The sequence below is a fragment of the Kaistia algarum genome, from assembly GCF_026343945.1.
GTDB lineage: Bacteria > Pseudomonadota > Alphaproteobacteria > Rhizobiales > Kaistiaceae > Kaistia > Kaistia algarum.
In genome coordinates, this window is the sequence record NZ_JAPKNJ010000003.1 from 360,429 (window position 1) to 379,985 (window position 19,557).

Here is a 19,557-nt window from a genome sequence, read left to right on the forward strand (position 1 = left end):
TCACAGAGCGTCGTTGAGCGCCGTGTAATAGTCGGCAAATTCCGGGCGCTTCTTGAGAACCGTCTCGAGGTACTCCTCAAGCACTGCCTTGTCCTGAACCGGGTCCTTGATGATAGCGCCGACCATGCTGGGGGCGACCCCGGCCGCGGACAATCTTCCATCGTCGAACCAGGCAGCCTGGCTCAGTCCGCCGATCAGAGTGGCAATGGCCTCCGCGGTCGAGAGCGAACTGGTCGGCGTCTTCAACGTGACCTTGCCGTCAGCCGTGCTTCCGGATCTTAGCTCGCGGAAAATGGTCAATACGCGCGCGATTTCCTCGCCGACATTCTTCGGCACGGGCAGGTCGAGCCCGCCGGCCATTTCCCCGACACGCTTCGATACGATACGCACCTCTTCCTCGATGTCGCTTGGCAAGGGGAGCACGACGACGTTGAAACGCCGCTTCAGGGCCGAGGAAAGCTCGTTGACCCCTTTGTCACGATTGTTGGCAGTGGCGATCACGTTGAAACCGCGCTTGGCATAGACGGCCGAATTGAGCTCCGGGATCGGCATCATCTTTTCCGAGAGCACGGTGATCAGCGCATCCTGAACATCGGAACCCATGCGCGTCAGCTCCTCGAGGCGGCAGAGCTTGCCCTCCTGCATGGAGCGATAGACGGGCGTCGGTACGAGCGCGGTTTCGCTCGGCCCCTTGGCAAGAAGCTCCGCATAGTTCCAGCCATAGCGGATCTGGTTCTCGTCCGTGCCGGCCGTACACTGCACCAGCAAGGTCGAATCGCCCGTGATGGCTGCGGCCAGATGCTCCGACACCCAGGATTTGGCCGTCCCGGGCACGCCGAGCAGGAGCAGCGCGCGATCGGTAGCGAGTGTTGCCACGGCGGTTTCCATCAGCCGTCGGCTACCGACATATTTGGGCGAGATCGGTGTGCCGTCGCCAGCCGTGCCGCCGAGGAGATAGGTCAGCACGGCGCGCGGCGACATCTTCCAGCCCTGCGGCCTTTGAGCGTCGTCACCACGCACCAGCGCCTGCAGTTCGGTTGCGTAGCCTTGTTCGGCAGGCAGGCGCAGCAAGGTGGTCATACCGTTCTCCTTAGGTCCTGCTGATCGTCCAGCGCGGCGTTGAGGCGCAGCAGCGCCAATGACGGATTGACGGGATCAAGACCGGCTGCCGTCAGGTCTGCTGCGATCGCAGCCGCAGCCTCCGCCGTTGCCAAAGTGCCGAAGGCGTTGAGGTCGGGGACGACGCGTTTGGTTGTGTCATTGCCGACAATGCCGGCGCGGATTTCCTTGTAGAGGCGTGAGCCGATCAACTCATCCCGTCCGAACGTGCCGGCCGGTATGTCGGCTATGGCGTCCAGAAGCGGAAGGCCGGCGCTGCCACCGGCCAGCACGGCTTCAATGAAACGTCGGCGCCAGCTGTGGTCGAGCCGTGTTTCGAGCTGCAGCAGCGCCCGGAGGTCGCCGGCGTGGAGAAGGCGCCCAGCAAGTTGAGCCACGGCGACATCGCCGGCCGAGGCGTTGACCATCGAAGCGAACGAAGCGTCGACTTCATCCTTGCCGCCAAGCTGCCAGCCGGCAACAAGGCCTTCCTCTCCAGTACCGAGCTTGGCCGCCAGATCGATGAGCCTGCAGCTCTCGAAGAGTCGCGCCCGTCGCTGCAGCTGCGCGTGAGATTTGAGCTCGCGCGGCTTGTAGACGGTAGCGCGTCGCAGAAGTCCTGCCTTGCCCGGTTCGATGAATCCCGCAAGCTCCGCTGCCTCATTGGAGCTCTCGTCGTCGGCCGCGCCATGACCCAGACGAGCCATCAGGCTGGCAGCGAGATGCCGCACCTTGGCCGAACGATCCGCGGCAAGGCTCTGCAAATACGGCAAGTCGGCCGCACTCAAATTCACGCGCAGCAGTTCGATCAGGGTGAGCCGTGCCTCGGCGGCTTCGGCCCCAGCCCTGGCTTCCAGCAGTTGCCTGGCCCGTTCGGGATCAGATCGACGAATGTCCGCCAGCGCGTTCCGCCGCGCCGCCGGATAGAAATCTTCCCAGTTCTCGGTCGTCAGGTCCACCGACGCGGGCCCGCTCGCGCCGCTGGGCTGCGCCAGCCAGTCGACCCAAGGCGCATAGACGGGCGGTGCGGCGACATTCGAGGCTGCCGGCATCCAGTCGAGCGGGTGCGCGACGAAACCGCGGGATGCCACCAGAATCGCGACGCGAGACCGCCCGCGCGGGTCCTGCGTCTGTCTCAATGCCGCGCGAAAGAGCGGCCGCAATCGGTCGGGCAGGATTGGCAGCGCCAGCTCGGGCAAGGCCGGGCGCCGAATGAGGGTCTTCGGCGCGGCGGGCCGGAAATCGATCTCGAGCGCCTGCCCGGCGATGATGAGCAACGCCCTCTCGCGCTCGGCTTTCGGGAGGGAAGCGGCGATCATCTCCCACTCGGGCGATGCGAGATCGGCGGCCGAGCCGCCGGCGATCCAGGCGTCACGCATCTTCGCCAGGCCCAAGCGCTCGCTTTCGTTCATCAGAGGCCGAGCCTTCCGAATTGGCTCTGCGCGGCCAGCAGATCAAGGCGGACTCCATCCCACAATCCGGCCGAGGCCCGGAGCGCAATCCCGAGGACCGGCTCAGGCGGATCGCTGGCCAGCGGCAAGGCGATGTCGTTCGCGGTATTGTCCCCTTGCCACCAGAGGGCTCCTCGATCGTCGCGAGCCAGCGAACCGGCGGGCAGCAGGATCGGCGTTCTGCTCGACCATGGCGCGGCGCGCTGGCGAAGGATATGCGCCGCGAGCGGATCCGACAGGGTTTGGTGCATTGGGTTCGGCCATGGGCCATCCGCGGCGATGGCGCCGCTGCGTTCGGCGATCAAAGCCCGCAAGGGATAGCGGGCCGGATAGAAGACGAGGCTGGCGTCGAACCGCTCACCGGCAGAAAAAGCCTGAGAGCGTCGGCCGGCAGAGGCTGGATAGTAGTCCTGCAGCAGCGCAAAGCGAGGCTCGTCCTCGCCGACGGTCATGAGCCAGGTTCCGTGACTAACAAGGCCGTCCTTGCGGGTCTCGATCCGCTCCCCCAGAACCTCCCAGGACGCGGTTATGCGCGGTGCGTCGGGATCCGCGAATATCTGTTCACGCGTCTCCGAATTGGCCACGAGACGCCCCAGTTCCGGATCGTCCGGGGCCGCGCGCCATGCGCGTGCCAAAAGTGCGATCTTGCCGAGTTCGCGAATAGCGGTTTCGGGGCGCTCTTCGCTGCGCAAAGCGAGCAGCTGCGCCGGAAGCTCGTCGATCTGGCTGGCCAGCGAAGCCGCCTTGGCATCGACGAGACGCGCCGCGATCCGGCGGCAGCGTTCGCCGGCGGCATCGACAAAGCCCGAGAGCCCGAGGCGCAACTGATCGGCGATCCATTGGTCCAGTTCGTCCAGACCGGCAGCGATCGAGAGCCTGGCATTCGCAGCCCGTTGACGCTGTGCCGCCTCGCGGCGTTCCGCAGCCTGCGGATCCTCCGACTTTGCAGGCGTCTCCTGCTCGCCAACCAGTCCGATGTTCTTTGCCGAGGAATCAACCGCCGTCCCGACTGCGCCGCTTTTTCTGCGGCGGCTGAGCCACTCATGGACCCATTCCGGAATTTCATTCGAGGGTGCGAATTCCAGGGGCGCGGTGACGCTGATCCACATCAACGCCAGCGAATGCTTGCAAGGAAACTTCCGCGACGGGCACGTGCATTTGTAGCCTTGGTCGTCCTCATCGACCATGACACGGTACGGATTGGCGCCTGATCCCTGGCATTCGCCCCAAAGGAGACTGCTGCTTCGCTCGAGGCGAATCCAGTGGTTTCGCTTCGCCAGCTTGGACGCTGCACTCAACGACGCTTGATCCGGCGCCAGCGCTTCTATTGCCCCAAGATCAATCGCCACGCGTGTCCTGCCTGAGCCGCGGAATCACTGCGTGCAGGATCGCTGCATTTGGTATCTGGTTGCAAGCCTGGGTGAATTGCCCCCAGATTCCTGGACGCGTTCTTCCCTGGATTTTGAGGCAAGGAGGACCCGATGGGCAAAGTGAACTTGACCGAGGACTTCAAGCGCGATGCGGTCTGACCTGCCTTCGGAAATTCGGACCATGTTGAACGGCAGTTCTCCACTTATGTTCTCTGACCCCATTGTTTGGATCGCCGGATCGGACGCGGAGCGTTTCGTGAAACAGCGAGTTTCGGATACCCACGGAAATAACGTCGCTCTCCAGAGGTGTCCGGTCCGAGGTCGGGAGGAAAGCGCTCTCAGTGGCTTCAGCGCCGACCAGGGAATACAGGCAGAGGCAGGTCTATGGTGGAATGCTTCCTCCACCCATTTCTACAACGGTCGAGTTCTCTGCAGAAGTCGCTGAGAATCCTGTGGCATTTCCGTGGCTTGCCTTTGTTCCGCTCGCGACGCTCCCCGTTTGCAGCGCGATTTCTACCTGCATTCAGGCGCACTTCGGGCCGCGATCCATGGAGGATTTCTGGGGTTTCCGCATCCATCGCGACGCCCAAAACAAAGACCGGGTTAGCGTCGATCTGAGACCGGTTTGATCCGGCGCCGCCTATGGTTTTGCCTGGCTCAGCAGCGAGACGAGCCGTTGACCGCCAACGACGATGTCGCGTTCGATCGCCTTGCGGACGGCCTCGCCGTCGCGTTGCTTGAGGCCGTGCAGCACGGCCAGATGCTGGTGCCCCTCGGGGTCGCGCGGCGGCGAGACCTCGTAGAGCACGCCCATGGCGGGGCCGCATTGGACCCAGAGGTTCTCGACGAACTGGAGCAGCATCGGCATCTGCGCCAGCATGCATAGATGCAAATGGAATTGCCCGTTCATCTCGAGCGCGAGCGCCGAATCCTGGTTCTTCTCGGCCGCCGCCATGCGCTCGTGAATGGCAGCAAGCCGCTCGATGTCGGCCGTGCTCACCGTGTCGACGGCGCGCAGGCCCGCCTGTCCCTCCAGCCAGAGGCGCAGGTCGCGAATCTCCAGATAGCGCTCGAGCGTCATTTCCGGGACGAAGGCGGTGCCGCGGCTGTCGAATCGGACGATACCTTCCGACCCTAAGCGAAGCAGCGCCTCGCGTACCGGCGTGGCGCTGATGCCGAGTTGCTCGGCGAGGCTGCGCAGCACCAGTTTCTGCCCGGATTTGAGCCGGCTCTGGGCCAGCGCATTGCGGATCTGCCGGTAGGCGCTCTCGCTCAGGTTCTGCCTGCTCAGCGCATCGAACGGCGAAGCCGCCATCACGTCGTCGTTCATCTCGATCCCCAGCCGAAACCGTCGCCGACAAGGTGCTTGACAACAGCTCGGAGTGCAAGTTTATTTGTTATAACAAACATCATATAACACGAGGATCGAATGGCCGGAGAGACAAAGGGCACGCGCATCGACGAGACCGTCGTTGCCATGCGGCTGGCCGGGGCCTTCAGGCGTCACGGCGTGGATCATGTCTTCGGCCAGTCCATTCCGAGCGCGTTCCATCTTGCGGCGCCGCATGTCGGCATCCGCCAGATCGTCTACCGGACGGAGAATGCCGGCGGCACCATGGCCGATGGCTATGCGCGGGTGACGCGGAAGGTCGGCGTGGTGACCGCGCAGAACGGCCCGGCCGCGACGCTTCTGGTGCCGCCGCTCGCCGAGGCGTTGAAGGCCTCCGTTCCCATGGTCGCGCTCGTCCAGGATGTGGCGCGCTCGCAGACCGACAAGAACGCCTTCCAGGAATTCGACCATCTCCGTCTGTTCGATTCCTGCGCCAAATGGGTCCGCCGGATCGAGGATGCGAGCCGGATCGACGATTATGTCGACATGGCGTTCGTCGCGGCGACCTCGGGTCGTCCCGGTCCCGCGGTGCTGATCGTGCCCGTGGATCTCCTGATCGAGACGGCCGGCCCGGCGCCGCTAGTGCCGCGCAAGAACCAGTATGGCACGGCACCGCTCGACCGTCCCACGCCCGATGCGGCGGCGATCGCGACCGCGGCGCGGCTTCTCGCCGAGGCCAAGGCGCCGCTCGTCATCGCCGGCGGCGGCGTCCATGGTTCGGATGCCAGCGCCGAGCTCGCCTGGCTGCAGGAGACGTTCCATCTTCCGGTGGCGACCACCGTCATGGGCAAGGGCGTCGTCTCCGAGCGTCATCCGCTCTCGCTCGGCGTCGTCGGCTATTTCATGGGGGAGGGTAGCCGCAGCCGCGATCTCCGTCCGCTGATCGACAACGCCGACGTCGTCCTGCTGATCGGCAACCGGACCAACCAGAACGGTACCGACAGCTGGTCGCTCTATCCGAATGCGGCGACCTTCATCCATCTCGACGTCGACCCGATGGAGATCGGCCGGAACTATGAGGCTCTGCGCCTCGTCGGCGACGCTCGGCAAGGCATCCGCGCGCTCGGCGAGGCGATGACGGGTCTCGATCTGTCGCGCCGCGTCGCCGCCCGCGCCGATACCGAGGCGACGATCGCCGCGGCGCGTGCCGCCTGGGAGTCGTTGACCGACCGCATCCGCACACAGGACGCGGTGCCGATCCGGCCGGAGCGTGTCATGGCGGTGATCGATGCCGCCCTGACGGCGGAGACGATCGTCACGACGGATGCGAGCTATTCCTCGATCTGGGCGGCGAACTATCTGACCGCGGTGGAGGCCGGGGCGCGCTTCATCACCCCGCGCGGGCTTGCCGGTCTCGGCTGGGGGCTGCCGCTCGCCATCGGTGCCAGCCTGGCGCGGCCGGGCGCGCCGGTCATCACCATCGTCGGCGATGGCGGCTTCGGCCATGTCTGGTCCGAGCTCGAAACGCTGAAGCGTCTCGACCTTCCCGTCATCACCATCGTCCTCAACAACCAGATCCTCGGCTACCAGAAGGATTCGGAAGACGCGCTCTATGGCGAGCACACCGACGCAGTCTATTTCGCGCCGGTCGACCACGCCAAGATCGCGGCAGCCTGCGGCATACGCGGTGTTCGCGTCGAGGACGGCGCGGAACTGGCGGGCGTGCTGGCCGAGGCGCTGGCGAGCGGCAAGCCGGCTGTCATCGACGTGCTCACCGATTCCGGCGCGCAGCCGCCGGTGACTGTCTATGCCGGCAAATTCGCCAGCCCGTTCTGAGCCCACGGAGCCGATGCGCATGCTGGCGTTCCAGAAAACCGGTGCGGCGTATGGATTGGAGCGGGTGGAGACCCCCGCGCCCGTCGTGGCTGCCGGCGACGACGTCCTGATCGAGGTCGAGGCCGTCGGCATCTGCGGCTCCGATGTCCACGCCTATGAATGGACCGACGGCTATCAGTTCCTGACCGCGCATCTCCCGCGCACGCTCGGCCATGAAGCGAGCGGCCGTATCGTCGGCGTGGGCCACGATGTCGTCGGGTTCGCTCCCGGCGACCGTGTCGTCATCGCGCCGGTCGTGGTCTGCGGCCATTGCTCCGCCTGCCGGATCGGCGAGCCGCAATTCTGTGCCAACCGCAGCATCGTCGGCTTCCATCGCGATGGCGCCTTCGCCGAGCGGGTCGTGGTGCCTGCCGCCAATTGCTTCCGCCTGCCGGACGGTGTCGATGCCGAGCTCGGTGCGCTGATCGAGCCGCTCTGCGTGGCTGGCAACGCCGTCGATGTCGGCGCCGTGCGCTGGGGGGATCGGGTCATCGTGATGGGTGCCGGCCCGATCGGGGTCGGCATTGCCTGGCTCGCGCGGCGGGCCGGCGCGACCAGCGTGCTGCTGGTCGGCAAGGACGATGGAACAAGGCTTGCGGCGGCCCGACGCCTCGGGATCGAACGAACGCTCGACCTGGGTACGGACAGTGTGGCGGACGCGACGACGCTGCTGGGCGGCGAGGCGGATATCGTGTTCGAGGCGACCGGCGTCCCGGAATCGATCGAGGCCGGCCTCGGCTGGCTGAGGCCGGGCGGCGTCCTCGTCGCGACGGGCATCCATGCTCGTCCGGTGCAGTTCGACCTGACGCGCTTCGTCCGCTCGAAGCAGCAGCTCCGTGCCGCCTATGATTCCTCGCCAGCGACCTTCGCCCGCATGCTGTCAATTCTGGCTGAAGATGGCGAGGCGCTGCGCGCGATGATCACGCATCGCCTGCCTCTTGCCGCGACGCTAGAAGGCTTCGAAATTGCGGCCAGCCGGCAGGCGCTCAAGGTGATGCTGCTGGCCGATCGCGATAGCGCGGTGACGCCATGAGTTCGGCTCTCGCCTTCGGCGTCCGATCAGCCGCGCTGGCGCAGCCGCGTCGCGGCGTTGCGCAGATGCTGTTCTGCCGCCAGGCGCGCCGCGTCCTTGTTGCCCTCGGCGATCGCCTTGTAGATCTCGCGATGCTCCTGCTGGACGAGGTCCGTCAGGCCGGCGCGCGAACTGTTGGCGCGCGCCTCGCGGATCAGGTGGCGGACCCGGTTCTCGAGGAAGGCGGCGAAGGAGATGAAGAACTCGTTGTTCGTCGCGGCCGAGATCTGGGCGTGGAACTGGAGGTCCTCGTCGATACCCGTCTCGTTGCGGCGAATGGCGTCCTCCATCGCGTCGAGAGCGGTCTTGATCCGCGCGAGTTCCTCGGCCGACCGACGCTCCGCGGCGAGGCCGGCGGCGGCGGATTCATGCGCGAGAAGGAATTCGAGAACCCGGTCCAGTTCGTCGCGGTCGCTGAGATCCGCCTCGGCGAGGCGGAACGTCGCTTCCGGCAGCTTGCCGGATACGAAAATGCCACGCCCCTGATAGCTCTCGAGAACGCCGCCCTGCTTCAGCGCGCTGACCGCCTCGCGAATGACGGCGCGGCTGACACCGAAGGTCGCGCAAAGCGCGCCTTCTGTCGGAAGCCGCTCGCCGGGCCTGAACACGCCGCGATCGATCTCCGCGCGCAAAATATCCGCGATCTTGTTGGCATAGCTGCGAGGAGGCGCCAAACGCCGGTTCGTCGTGTCCATACCGCTCATCTATCGCTCCGCCACAATCCGGGGCGCTACCACCATAGCACGTAACTAAGCGCATCGATGGATACGAGCAAGCCAGCAATCTTATTAGTAGCTTGTCAGGCAAGCTGATTAGTGCCATAGAGTCGTCAACATCACGGCGTGCCTGATGCCGCCGATCGTCGTCCTTGCGGCACGACGAGCCTTGGGAGGGGCATATGCAGTCTGGACCTTGTTCGCCATCGGCCGGCATCGGCGCCGTCCTGTCGATCCAAGACTCGTCGATCCTGCACCGTTAGCCGGTCGCCCGGGCCATCCAATGTGCATTCTCCGTGAAGGCGGGAGAGTGAAGGGAGTCGTGAATGTCGGCTAGTCAAACAGAGCGCGGTCGAGGTGGGTTCAAGCTCACCCAGGAGAACATCGTGTTCTTCATCGCGCTGCTGCTCTTCATCGGCTTTTCCGTCCTGCTTCCGGGGTTTTTCGATACGTCGAACCTCCTCTCCCTCGTCCAGAACGTCGCCATTCTGGGCATTCTGGGCATCGGCATGGGCATCGTCGTCATCGGCCGCGGCATCGATCTCGCCATGGTCGCGACCATGGCGCTCTCGACCGCCTGGACCGTGGCGCTGATCAATCGCGGCTTCGGGACGGGCGAGGCGATCGGCCTCGGGCTCGCCTTCGCCGCAGCCGTCGGCATCATCATGGGCGTGCTCGTCGCCTATGTCGAAATCCCGGCGATCTTCGCGACGCTAGCGATGTCGACCGTCATCTACGGCTTCGGCCGCCTGGCGCTGGTCGATCTCGACGTCATCTACCTGCCGGACAACGAGATCTGGCTGCGGTCGATTTCGAACTCGTTCCTCGGCGTGCCGCTGCCGGTGATCTGGTTCTCGGTGCTGGCGATCCTCGCCTATCTGTTCCTGCGTTTCACCAAATGGGGCCGCTACTTCTACGCCATCGGGGACAACCGTGCCGCGGCGCGCATCGCCGGCATTCCCGTCCGGCCGATGACCGTGATCCAGTACCTGATCTCGTCGATCATCGCCTTCGGTGCCGGCCTCATCACCGCCTCGCTGCTCGCGTCGGTCAATATCCGCGTGGCGCAGTCGACCATGGTCTACGACGTGATCCTCGTCGTCGTCCTCGGCGGCATCGGGCTCAGCGGCGGCAAGGGCGGCGTACGCAACATCCTGGTCGGCACCATCCTGATCGGCATCCTGCTGAACGGAATGACGATCCTCGATATGCCCTTCACCATGCAGAACATCGTCAAGGGCACGGTTCTGCTCATCGCGATCATCGTCGACAGCCTGGCTAACCCGCGCGACGAGCAGACGGCTCAGCAGGGCGACATCTGATCATCTGAAATCGGAGGAGGAAATAATGAAGAAATTCATCGGAAGAACATTGGCTGCTCTGTTGGCCATCGGCTCTGTATCCACGGCGATCGCCGATCAGTTCGACGACGGACTGGCGCCGTCCTATTACGATACTTTCAAGGGCAAGAAGGTCGTGTTCCTGCCGCTCGCCATGAGCTTCGACCTGCCGCAGGTCTGGGCGAAGGCGATGGAGACGCAGGGCAAGCGCCTCGGCTACGACTTCTCGGTGCGCGATCCGAACTGGAGCAGCGACGCCGGCGCGCAGGCGCTGACGACGCTGATCACGGAGAAGCCGGACCTTCTCGTCGTCCATAATCCGGATATGCAGGTCTATGCGCGGCTGCTGCAGCGCGCGCAGAAGGAAGGCATCCCGGTCATCCAGATCAATCTGAAGTCGGTGGCGACCACCGACGCCTATGTCGGCGTCAACTGGTACGAGGTCGGCCTGCATCAGGCGAAGATGGCCGTCGACGCCTGCAGCCCCGCTGCCGGCAAGAGCGGCAAGATCGCCATCATGCAGGGCACGCCGACCAATCCGAACAACGCCATCACCATGACGGCGATCGAAGATACGCTGGCGCAGCATCCCGACATCAAGGTGGTTTCCAGCCAGTCGGCTGACTGGGACGCGACCAAGGCGCATGCCGTGGCCTCGACCGTCATCAAGCAGAACCCGGACCTGTGCGCCTATGTCGGCCTCTGGGAGGTCATGGATGCCGGCGTCGCCGCCGCGATCCGCGAAGCCGGCAAGACCGGCGCCATCCAGCTGATCACCAATGGTGGCGGCCAGAAGCCGGCCTGCGACAATATCGAGAACGGCACCTTCAACGGCTATGTCAGCTATGACGCCATCGGCCAGGCGCGCGATCTGACCGACGCCATTGCCCAGGTGCTGCAGGTCAAGGCCAAGCCCGGTTCCCAGCCCTACGGCATCTACACGCCGATCAAGGACATCTCGCGCGAGACCATGCGCGCGAATTCCTGCTGGACCATGGAAGACGTCGCCGCCGCGCCGTTCTGACCCTTAAGGCAGCTCCGCCCGCATCCGGCGGAGCTGCCTCTTTCGTGACCACGAGATCTTGAGGCGTCGCGACATGTCGGTTTCTGAATCCTTTGCCAAATGGCGATACCGGCTCGTCCCGGATCATCTGCTCGGCGAGGTGCTCTCGAAGAACTGGATCGACAACACGATCCCGTTCCTCTTCCTCATCATCGTGGTCGTGCTGTTCCAGTCGCTGATCCCCGGCTTTCTTTCGATCGCCGGGTTCGCCGATCTGGCCCGCCAATTGGGCGAGGTCGCCTTCGTGGCGATCGGGCTCGCCATCGTCATGCTGGCCGGCGGTATCGACCTGTCCGTCGGTTCGGTTTTCGCGCTCGCCAATTTCGCGGCGCTCGCCTTCATCAATTATCTCGGCTGGCCGCTCTATCTCGCCATTCCCGCCGTCGCCGCCATCGGGGCTTTCGTCGGCCTGATCAACGGCCTGCTCGTCGGCTATCTGCGGTTGCGCGCCTTCCTGACGACGCTGGCGACGCTGATCATCGTGCGCGCCGTCGTCGACCTGCTCATCCTCGCCTATGCCCGCAAGGTCGCGATGACGATGAGCGATTCCGACGCCTGGCTGTTCCTGGGCGAGGGCGATTTCTTCGGCATCCCGTTCAATTTCGTGCTGCTCGTGGCTGTCGCCATCATCGCGCATCTGGTGCTGAGCCGCTCGCGCTATGGCTGGCACATCCTGGCCGTGGGCGGCTCGCGCCGCTCGGCCTATAATGCCGGCATCGCGGTCCGCCGCACCATCTGCATCACCTATGTCATCTCCGGCATGTTCGCGGCGATCGGCGGCATGTTCTACGCCGCCCGGCTCGGCAGCGTCGGTCCGGACACCGGCATCGGCCTCGAAGTCACCGTGCTGACGGCGGCCGTGCTCGGCGGCGTCAGCCTCGGCGGCGGTCGTGGCTCGATCTTCAAGGCGCTGCTCGGCACCGCGATCGTGCTCCTCGTCACCAACAGCCTGATCCGCCTCAACATGCCGAGCGGTGCGACGCCGTTGGTGCTCGGGCTTCTCCTGCTGCTCGCGGTCGCGGTCGATATCCGCTGGCTCAAGAACCGCCACAAGCTGCTGTCGCGGGTCTATGTGTCGCCGACCTATTTCGAGCTGCCGCAGCGCCCGGCGACCGAAGCCGGCTCCGCCTCGCCCTATGCCGTCAACGATGCCTTCCATGGCGTCGAGGCGATCGGCCTCGGCGAGCTGGATGGCCCGGAAGACATGATCTTCGACAGCCATGACAATCTCTATACCGGCGGCCGGCAGGGCGACATCGTCCGCTTCCTGGCGCCCGACTACCGCAAGTCCGAGGTCTTCGTTCATCTCGGCGGCTTCCCGCTCGGCCTTGCCTTCGACGCCAAGGACAATCTTCACGCCTGCGTCGCCGGCATGGGCGTCTACATGGTGACGCCCGAGCGCGAGATCGTGCGTCTGTCGGACGAGACCAATCGCAGCTTGCTGTCGATCATCGACGATTCCCGCATCCGCATGGCCGATGATCTCGACATCGCCCCCGATGGCCGGGTCTTCTTCAGCGAGGCGACGGTTCGCTACGGCGTGTCCGACTGGGCCGTCGATGCGCTGGAAGGCCGCGGCAATGGCCGCATCATCGCCTATGACCCCCGCAGCAAGACGACCCGCACGGTTCTCTCCGGCCGGATCTTCCCCAACGGCATCTGCATGGTCGGCGATGGCGAATCGCTGCTCTTCGCGGAGACCTGGGCCTGCCGCATCAGCCGGTTCTGGTTTGCGGGCCCGAAGAAGGGCCAGGTCGAGACTGTCGTCGCCGATCTGCCGGGCTATCCCGACAATCTGAACAAGGCGTCAGACGGAAGCTTCTGGGTCGCGCTCGCCGGCATGCGCTCGCCCGTCTTCGACATGAGCCTCACCGTGCCGTCGTTCCGCCGCCGCATGGCGCAGCGCGTCGCCATGGATGAATGGCTCTACCCGAACCTGAACACCGGCTGCGTGGTCAAGGTGTCACTGGACGGGACCGTGACGGAATCGCTCTGGGATCTCGGCGGCGCCTCGCATCCGCAGATCACCTCGGTGCGCGAGCACAAGGGCTATCTCTATCTCGGCGGCATCAACAACAACCGCATCGGCCGCCACAAGCTGGCGGATGCGGACCCGTCCTGGACCAGCCAGTACGCCTATTGGGGACAGCCCTGATGTCGTTCCTCAAGCGAACCTATGATTCGATCTTCGGCGCAGGCGAGGCGGCGGTAACGGTGCCGCCGCTCGACGGGGCGCTGCTGCCGAACGACGCGCTGGATCAGGCCGATCTGGTCGCGACGGCGGCGGGCGCGGACAATCTCGTCCGCGATGGCGAGCGCTGCTTCTTCAGCAGCGGCGCCGAGCTGTTCCGTCTGGATCTGATCGACGGCACGACGCCGGCAGGACGTTTGGATGCGCCGATCAGCGCGCTCGCCGCCGACGGCAAGGGGGCGCTTGCCGTCGGGCTGAGCGGCAAGGGGCTGGTCATCCGGGGCGGTCCCCATGAGGGCCGCCGGCTCTCCGGCCTGCCCGAAGCCGACGCGGCCTGCATCACGGCGCTTGCCTTCGATGGGCCGGACAAGCTCTTCCTCGCCGTCGGCTCGAGCCGGAACCGGCCGGAAGATTGGGCGCGCGATCTGATGGAGCGCAACCACCTCGGCTCCGTCTGGCAGGTCGATCTCGCGACCGGCACGGCACGCCGCATCGCCGAAAAGCTCGGCTGGCCGGCGGGTCTTCTGGTCCGCAAGGGCGCCGGCCTCGTCGTCTCGGAGGCCTGGCGCCATCGCCTGATCGCCCTCGACGACAAGGGACGGAGTTCCGTCCTGCTCGACAATCTCCCGGCCTATCCCTCGCGCCTCGATGCCGGCGAGGGCGGGCTCTGGCTCTCCCTGTTCGCGCCGCGCCGCCAGCTGATCGAATTCGTGCTGCGCGAGCCTGCCTTCCGGCGGAAGATGCTGAAGGAGATCGATCCCGCCCATTGGATGGCGCCGGCCCTCTCCTCGGGCAAGAGCTTCCTCGAGCCGCTGCAGGGCGGATCGGTGAAGCAGCTCGGCGTCCTGAAGCCATGGGCGCCGTCGCGCTCCTACGGGCTCCTCGTCCGCCTCAATGAGCGCTTCCTGCCGGAGGCGAGCTTTCATAGCCGTGCCGACGGGACACGCCACGGCATCACCAGCAGCCTCGCGATCGGCGACCGCACTCTGGTGACGTCGAAAGGCGGAGGCGCCGTGCTCGCGATCGCGGCGGACGACAATCGCAGGGAAGTTGCATGATGACGGCGCCACTGATCGAATTGCGCGATGTCTCCAAGGACTATCGCGGCGTCTTTGCGGTCCGGAACGTCAATTTCACCCTGAACAAGGGCGAGATCCACGCGCTCCTGGGGGAGAACGGAGCCGGTAAGTCGACGCTGACCAAGATGATCGCCGGCGTCACGCAGCCGAGCCAGGGCCAGATCCTGCTCGACGGCAAGCCGGTCAGCTTCCAGCGTCCGGCCGAGGCGCTGTACAACGGTATCGCCATGGTGTTCCAGGAGACCAGCCTGGTGCCGTCGATGACGGTCGCGCAGAACCTCTATCTCGGCGACGAGAAGCTGTTCAACCGGCTGCGCGGGCTCTACATCGCGGCGCAGCAGTTCCTGTCGTCGCTCAATTTCAACGTCGATCCCTGGGCCAACGTCTCGACCCTCGGCGCGGCGCAGAAGCAGCTGGTCGAGATTGCCCGCGCGGTCCGGCAGAAGTCGCGCGTCATCATCTTCGATGAGCCGACCGCGACGCTGACGCCGGAGGAGAAGCACTATTTCTTCTCCCTCGTCGATCGCCTGCGCAAGGACGGCGTCTCGATCGTCTTCATCAGCCATGCGCTGGAAGAGGCGCTGGCGATCTCGGACCGGATCACCATCCTGCGCGACGGCGAACTGGTCGCGTCCGACGTGACGTCCAAGTTCGATCGCGACGGCATCATCCGCGCCATGGTCGGGCGCTCGCTCTCCAACGAGCTCTATGGCCGCAAGCGCAGCGATGCCGATGCGCGTCCGCCGGGCCCCAAGGTGCTGAGCGTCGAGAACCTCTCCATGGGCTCGATGGTCCGCAACACCTCGTTCTCGATCTATGCGGGCCAGGTGACGGGGCTGTTCGGCCTGATCGGTTCGGGGCGCACCGAGACGGCGAAGATCATCGCCGGCGTCATCAAGCGCAACATCTTCCATGGCGGCGAACTGCGCTTCGGCGAGCGCTCGGTGCGCTATCGCGAACCGCGGCCGGCCATGCGCGACGGCATCGTCTATGTGACGGAGGATCGCAAGGCCGAAGGCTTCTTCGAGACTATGTCGATCGCCGAGAACATCCAGATGGGCCTCCTCGCCTCGGGCCTGCAGTCGAGCAGCGTCGTGACGCAGGGCGAAGCGCGCGCGGTGACGGCCGAATGGTCGAAGCTGCTGCAGATCCGAGCGATCAACCCCAATGCGCGCATCGTCGAGCTCTCGGGCGGCAACCAGCAGAAGGTCGTGATCGCCAAGTCGCTGGTGCAGAAGCCGAAGCTGGTCATCTTTGACGAGCCGACGCGCGGCGTCGATGTCGGTGCGATCGCCGAGATCCACAAGGTCATCCAGGACCTCGCCGATAGCGGTCTCGCCGTGATGGTGATCTCGTCTTATCTGCCGGAGATCATGGTGCTGTCGGACCGCATCCTCGTCTACCGCATGGGCCGCGTGGTCGAGGAATTCACGCCGGGCCGGGCGACCGAAGAGAAGATCATGTATGCGGCCGTCCACTGACGGCCGCAGCGTGTTTCGGAGGCGGCAGCGGCCTCACGCCATGTAGAGGCCGCCATTCACCTGGATGGCCTCGCCGCTGATATAGGACGCACCGGGTCCTGCCAGGAAGACGGCGACCGAAGCGACCTCGTCGACGCGGCCGAGCCGGCGCAGCGGCAGACCCTCGATCGCCTTCTGGACCCGGTCCGGCGCGAGGCTCTGCATCATCCGCGTATCGATCAGACCCGGCGAGATCGCGTTGACCCGAATGCGCGGCCCCAGCTCCTGCGCGAGGCTGCGCGTCAGCGCCAGCACGCCGCCCTTCGCCGAGGCATAGGGCGCATGGTCGGCGCTGCCGCGATGGCCGGCCATCGAGGCGATGTTGATGATGCTGCCGCCGTCGCGGATCAGCGGCAGCACGGCCTGCAGCGTCAGATAGACCCCGTCGAGATTGACCGCGATGCCGCGCGCCCAGTCGCCCGGCTTCAGAGTCGCGAAGGGGAGGTGCTCGTAAAGGCCGGCCGAGGTTATGACGGTGTCGAGCGCGCCGAAGCGCTCGGTCAGCTGGCGCGCGAGGTCCGCCGTCTCTTCGCCATTGGCGACGTCATGGCGAAAGACATGCGCCTCCGTCGGCAGCTCGGCGGCGAAGCTCTCGAGCGCCGCCGGATTGAGATCCGTCAGGGCGAGCGTCGCGCCCTCCGCCGCGAAGGCCCGCGCGACGGCGCGGCCGATCTCGCCATTGGCGCCGGTGATCAGAACATAGCTGGACAAGGTTTCCTCCCTCGAAGGCGCTGGCTCGCCTAAAGGCCGGCCATGCAGAGATATTTGAGTTCGCTGTAGTCCTCGATGCCGTGGCGGGATCCCTCGCGGCCGAAGCCGGATTCCTTGATGCCGCCGAAGGGTGCGACCTCGGTCGAGATCAGACCGGTATTGATACCGATCATGCCGCACTCCATCGCCTCGGCGACGCGCCAGATCCGCCCGATGTCGCGGCTGTAGAAATAACCGGCAAGGCCGAATTCGGTGTCGTTCGCCAACCGGATCGCCTCCGCCTCGTCGGCGAAGCGGAACAGTGCCGCCACCGGGCCGAAGGTCTCTTCACGCGCCAGCGCCATGTCCGGCGTGCATCCGGTGAGTACGGTCGGCTCGAAGAACGTTCCGCCGAGGCTATGTCGTTGGCCGCCCGATAGAATTTCGGCGCCATGCTTGACCGCGTCGGCGATGTGTTCCTCGACCTTGGCGAGCGCCGCACCGTCGATGAGCGGTCCCTGCGTCACGCCGGGCTCCGTGCCGGGGCCGACCTCGAGCCGTGCGACCGCGACGGCCAGCCGGCGGGAGAACTCCTTATAGACGCCGTCCTGAACCAGGATGCGGTTGACGCAGACGCAGGTCTGGCCGGTGTTGCGGTATTTCGAGGTGATCGCCCCTTCGACGGCGGCATCGAGATCCGCATCGTCGAACACGATGAAGGGCGCATTGCCGCCGAGCTCCATCGAGAGCTTCTTCAGCGTGGCCGCGCTCTGCCCCATCAGCAGCTTGCCGATCTCGGTTGAGCCGGTGAAGGAGAGCTTGCGCACGACCGGGTTCGCGGTCAGCTCGCCGCCGATTTCGCGGGCGCTCCCGGTGATGACATTGATCACGCCGGCCGGGATGCCGGCCCGCTCGGCGAGACGGGCCAGCGCCAGCGCCGTCAGCGGCGTCTGCGAGGCCGGCTTGACGATCATCGTGCAGCCTGCGGCCAAAGCGGCAGCGGCCTTGCGGGTGATCATCGCCGCCGGAAAGTTCCATGGCGTGATCGCGGCGCAGACGCCGACTGGCTGGCGGATGACCAGCAGGCGGCTGTCGGCGCGATGGCTCGGGATGATCTCACCATAGACGCGCTTCGCCTCTTCCGCGAACCATTCGACATAAGCCGCCGCATAGGCGACCTCGCCGCGTGCTTCGGCCAGCGGCTTGCCCTGCTCGCGCGTCATGATCATGGCGAGGTCTTCGGTCGCCGCGCCGATCGCATCGAACCAGCGGCGAAGGATGTTCGCCCGCTCCTTGGCCGTGCGGGCCCGCCAGGCCGGCAAAGCGCGTTCGGCGGCGGCGATCGCCTCGCGCGTATCCGCCGCGCCGAGCTGCGGCACATGCGCGATGATCTCGCCCGTTGCCGGATCGGTCACGGCGAGCTTCGGCTTCCCGGTCCAGATGCCGTCGATCAGGCAACGGTCGCGAAGCAAGTCCGGGTCGACGAGATCCATCGTGAAGCTCCCTTAAGCGAGCAGGCGAAGCGGCTGCTCGATCAGATCCTTGAAAGCGGAGAGGTAGCGGGCACCGATCGCGCCATCGACCGAGCGATGGTCGACGGAGAGCGTGCAGTTCATGACCGTGGCGGCGACGATCGTGTCGTCCTCGCGCACGACGGCCCGGCGCTTTCCGGCGCCGACGGCGAGGATGCAGCTCTGCGGCGGATTGATGATCGCCGCGAAGGACACGACGCCATACATGCCGAGATTGGATACGGTGAAGCCGCCGCCCTGATAGTCGTCGGGCTTCAGCTTGTTGGCGCGGGCCCGTCCGGCGAGTTCCTTGATCTCGTTCGAAAGTGTGCCGAGGCTCTTCTCGTCGGCCCGGCGCAGCACCGGCGTGATCAGCCCGCCATCCGTCGCGACGGCAACCGAGACATCGACATCATCGAAACGGAGGATCGCATCCTCCGTCCACATCGCATTCGCCTCGGGCACAATGCGGAGCGCCTTGGCGGCCGCCTTGATCACGAGGTCGTTGACGGAAAGCTTGTACTCGTCCGCCGCGACCGCGTTGAGGTCTGCCCGCAGCGCCAGCAGGCGATCGATCTCGCATTCGGCGCTCAGATAGAAATGCGGGACGGTCTGCTTCGATTCGAGCAGCCGTCTGGCGATGACCCGGCGCATGGCGCTGTGCGGCAGCCGCGTGACCCGCTCGACGGGAGCTTCGGAAGCCGGTGCCTGGCGCGGCTCGGCCGCTGGTGACGACGGCGCCGGCGCGACGGCTGCACGTGCGCGTTCGACATCGAGCCGCACGATCCGGCCGCGCGGACCGCTGCCGGTGAGCGAGGCGAGGTCGACGTTGCTCTCGGCGGCGAGACGGCGCGCCAGCGGCGAGGCGAGGTGCCGCGGCGATACGTCGTCGGCCGCTCGGGTCGCGACCGCAGGCTTCGGGGCGGCTGGTGTTGCTGGCTGAGCCGGTGGCGCGGCGGGCGCGGGCGTCGGCGCTTCGGCGAGCGATTCTCCGGGCTGTAGGAGAATGGCGATGGGCGCATTCACGGGCACGCCATTCGTCCCGGCGGCGACGAGTAGCCGCCCGAGGATCCCGGCCTCGGCGGCTTCCATTTCCATGGTCGCCTTGTCCGTCTCGATCTCGGCGATGATCTCGCCAGCCGCGACGGCATCGCCCTCGGCCTTCAGCCAGCGCGCCAGCGTGCCTTCCTCCATCCCGGCTGAAAGGGACGGCATCAGGATTTCCTTGGGCATCCGACGGCTCCGGAGAGA

15 protein-coding genes are annotated in these 19,557 nt (G+C 65.8%); 7 read left to right on the plus strand and 8 right to left on the minus strand.

Annotated elements, in window-relative coordinates; genetic code table 11:
• From OSH05_RS20040 to OSH05_RS20055, 4 genes are all read right to left on the minus strand, one after another.
• Positions 1–1,080, minus strand: coding sequence for an ATP-binding protein (locus OSH05_RS20040; protein ID WP_104217895.1), 1,080 nt, complete (start codon positions 1,078–1,080; stop codon positions 1–3).
• Positions 1,077–2,510 (minus strand): DUF5691 domain-containing protein, encoded by a 1,434-nt coding sequence (locus tag OSH05_RS20045; RefSeq protein WP_104217894.1) that lies wholly within the window; start codon positions 2,508–2,510, stop codon positions 1,077–1,079. Before OSH05_RS20045 ends, OSH05_RS20040 begins: the two co-directional genes overlap by 4 nt.
• The gene (locus OSH05_RS20050) at positions 2,510–3,898 is read right to left on the minus strand and encodes an SWIM zinc finger family protein (protein WP_104217893.1); all 1,389 of its coding nucleotides are present in this window, start codon (positions 3,896–3,898) and stop codon (positions 2,510–2,512) included. Before OSH05_RS20050 ends, OSH05_RS20045 begins: the two co-directional genes overlap by 1 nt.
• A gap of 661 nt (positions 3,899–4,559) precedes the next feature.
• Positions 4,560–5,249, minus strand: coding sequence for a GntR family transcriptional regulator (locus OSH05_RS20055; RefSeq protein ID WP_104217892.1), 690 nt, complete (start codon positions 5,247–5,249; stop codon positions 4,560–4,562).
• Between the two features lie 99 nt (positions 5,250–5,348).
• Between OSH05_RS20055 and OSH05_RS20060 the strand changes: the two genes are divergently transcribed.
• The gene (locus tag OSH05_RS20060) at positions 5,349–7,085 is read left to right on the plus strand and encodes an acetolactate synthase catalytic subunit (RefSeq protein WP_104217891.1); all 1,737 of its coding nucleotides are present in this window, start codon (positions 5,349–5,351) and stop codon (positions 7,083–7,085) included.
• Positions 7,086–7,104: 19 nt separating this feature from the next.
• The gene (locus OSH05_RS20065) at positions 7,105–8,157 is read left to right on the plus strand and encodes a zinc-dependent alcohol dehydrogenase (RefSeq protein ID WP_104218212.1); all 1,053 of its coding nucleotides are present in this window, start codon (positions 7,105–7,107) and stop codon (positions 8,155–8,157) included.
• A gap of 26 nt (positions 8,158–8,183) precedes the next feature.
• On the opposite strand, the gene OSH05_RS20070 is transcribed toward OSH05_RS20065, so the two are convergent.
• Entirely contained in the window at positions 8,184–8,900 is a 717-nt protein-coding gene (locus tag OSH05_RS20070; RefSeq protein WP_266352862.1) for a FadR/GntR family transcriptional regulator, read from the minus strand.
• A 338-nt stretch (positions 8,901–9,238) separates the two neighbouring features.
• Between OSH05_RS20070 and OSH05_RS20075 the strand changes: the two genes are divergently transcribed.
• The 5 genes from OSH05_RS20075 to OSH05_RS20095 all read left to right on the plus strand — a co-directional run bounded on the left by OSH05_RS20075 (position 9,239) and on the right by OSH05_RS20095 (position 16,066).
• Entirely contained in the window at positions 9,239–10,234 is a 996-nt protein-coding gene (locus tag OSH05_RS20075; protein ID WP_104217889.1) for an ABC transporter permease, read from the plus strand.
• Positions 10,235–10,259: 25 nt separating this feature from the next.
• Entirely contained in the window at positions 10,260–11,276 is a 1,017-nt protein-coding gene (locus OSH05_RS20080; RefSeq protein WP_104217888.1) for a sugar ABC transporter substrate-binding protein, read from the plus strand.
• A gap of 73 nt (positions 11,277–11,349) precedes the next feature.
• On the plus strand, positions 11,350–13,470 hold the full coding sequence (locus tag OSH05_RS20085; RefSeq protein ID WP_104217887.1) for an ABC transporter permease: 2,121 nt from the start codon (positions 11,350–11,352) through the stop codon (positions 13,468–13,470).
• A complete protein-coding gene (locus OSH05_RS20090) occupies positions 13,470–14,564 on the plus strand; it encodes a strictosidine synthase (RefSeq protein WP_104217886.1) in 1,095 nt (364 codons plus the stop codon). The genes OSH05_RS20085 and OSH05_RS20090 overlap by 1 nt, the downstream gene beginning before the upstream one ends.
• Positions 14,564–16,066 (plus strand): sugar ABC transporter ATP-binding protein, encoded by a 1,503-nt coding sequence (locus OSH05_RS20095; protein ID WP_104218211.1) that lies wholly within the window; start codon positions 14,564–14,566, stop codon positions 16,064–16,066. Before OSH05_RS20090 ends, OSH05_RS20095 begins: the two co-directional genes overlap by 1 nt.
• 33 nt (positions 16,067–16,099) lie before the next feature.
• Here OSH05_RS20095 and OSH05_RS20100 read toward each other — a convergent pair whose 3' ends face one another.
• From OSH05_RS20100 to OSH05_RS20110, 3 genes are read right to left on the minus strand one after another with little or no spacing between them, the layout of a single operon-like run.
• Positions 16,100–16,816: an SDR family NAD(P)-dependent oxidoreductase gene (locus OSH05_RS20100; protein WP_165801492.1), complete on the minus strand. Its 717-nt coding sequence runs from the start codon at positions 16,814–16,816 to the stop codon at positions 16,100–16,102.
• 29 nt (positions 16,817–16,845) lie between these two features.
• Positions 16,846–18,288, minus strand: a complete 1,443-nt coding sequence (locus tag OSH05_RS20105) for an NAD-dependent succinate-semialdehyde dehydrogenase (protein WP_104217885.1) — start codon at positions 18,286–18,288, stop codon at positions 16,846–16,848.
• 12 nt (positions 18,289–18,300) lie between these two features.
• Entirely contained in the window at positions 18,301–19,539 is a 1,239-nt protein-coding gene (locus tag OSH05_RS20110) for a pyruvate dehydrogenase complex dihydrolipoamide acetyltransferase (protein WP_104217884.1), read from the minus strand.
• Positions 19,540–19,557: the final 18 nt, after the last annotated feature.

What these genes read in the sequence shown, in the direction of transcription:
- OSH05_RS20045 (WP_104217894.1), bottom strand. Translation starts at nt 2,510, where the DNA reads ATGAACGAAAGCGAGCGCTTGGGCCTGGCGAAGATGCGTGACGCCTGG.
- OSH05_RS20075 (WP_104217889.1), top strand. Translation starts at nt 9,239, where the DNA reads ATGTCGGCTAGTCAAACAGAGCGCGGTCGAGGTGGGTTCAAGCTCACC.
- OSH05_RS20055 (WP_104217892.1), bottom strand. Translation starts at nt 5,249, where the DNA reads ATGAACGACGACGTGATGGCGGCTTCGCCGTTCGATGCGCTGAGCAGG.
- OSH05_RS20070 (WP_266352862.1), bottom strand. Translation starts at nt 8,900, where the DNA reads ATGAGCGGTATGGACACGACGAACCGGCGTTTGGCGCCTCCTCGCAGC.
- OSH05_RS20095 (WP_104218211.1), top strand. Translation starts at nt 14,564, where the DNA reads ATGACGGCGCCACTGATCGAATTGCGCGATGTCTCCAAGGACTATCGC.
- OSH05_RS20040 (WP_104217895.1), bottom strand. Translation starts at nt 1,080, where the DNA reads ATGACCACCTTGCTGCGCCTGCCTGCCGAACAAGGCTACGCAACCGAA.
- OSH05_RS20080 (WP_104217888.1), top strand. Translation starts at nt 10,260, where the DNA reads ATGAAGAAATTCATCGGAAGAACATTGGCTGCTCTGTTGGCCATCGGC.
- OSH05_RS20090 (WP_104217886.1), top strand. Translation starts at nt 13,470, where the DNA reads ATGTCGTTCCTCAAGCGAACCTATGATTCGATCTTCGGCGCAGGCGAG.
- OSH05_RS20085 (WP_104217887.1), top strand. Translation starts at nt 11,350, where the DNA reads ATGTCGGTTTCTGAATCCTTTGCCAAATGGCGATACCGGCTCGTCCCG.
- OSH05_RS20105 (WP_104217885.1), bottom strand. Translation starts at nt 18,288, where the DNA reads ATGGATCTCGTCGACCCGGACTTGCTTCGCGACCGTTGCCTGATCGAC.
- OSH05_RS20110 (WP_104217884.1), bottom strand. Translation starts at nt 19,539, where the DNA reads ATGCCCAAGGAAATCCTGATGCCGTCCCTTTCAGCCGGGATGGAGGAA.
- OSH05_RS20065 (WP_104218212.1), top strand. Translation starts at nt 7,105, where the DNA reads ATGCTGGCGTTCCAGAAAACCGGTGCGGCGTATGGATTGGAGCGGGTG.
- OSH05_RS20060 (WP_104217891.1), top strand. Translation starts at nt 5,349, where the DNA reads ATGGCCGGAGAGACAAAGGGCACGCGCATCGACGAGACCGTCGTTGCC.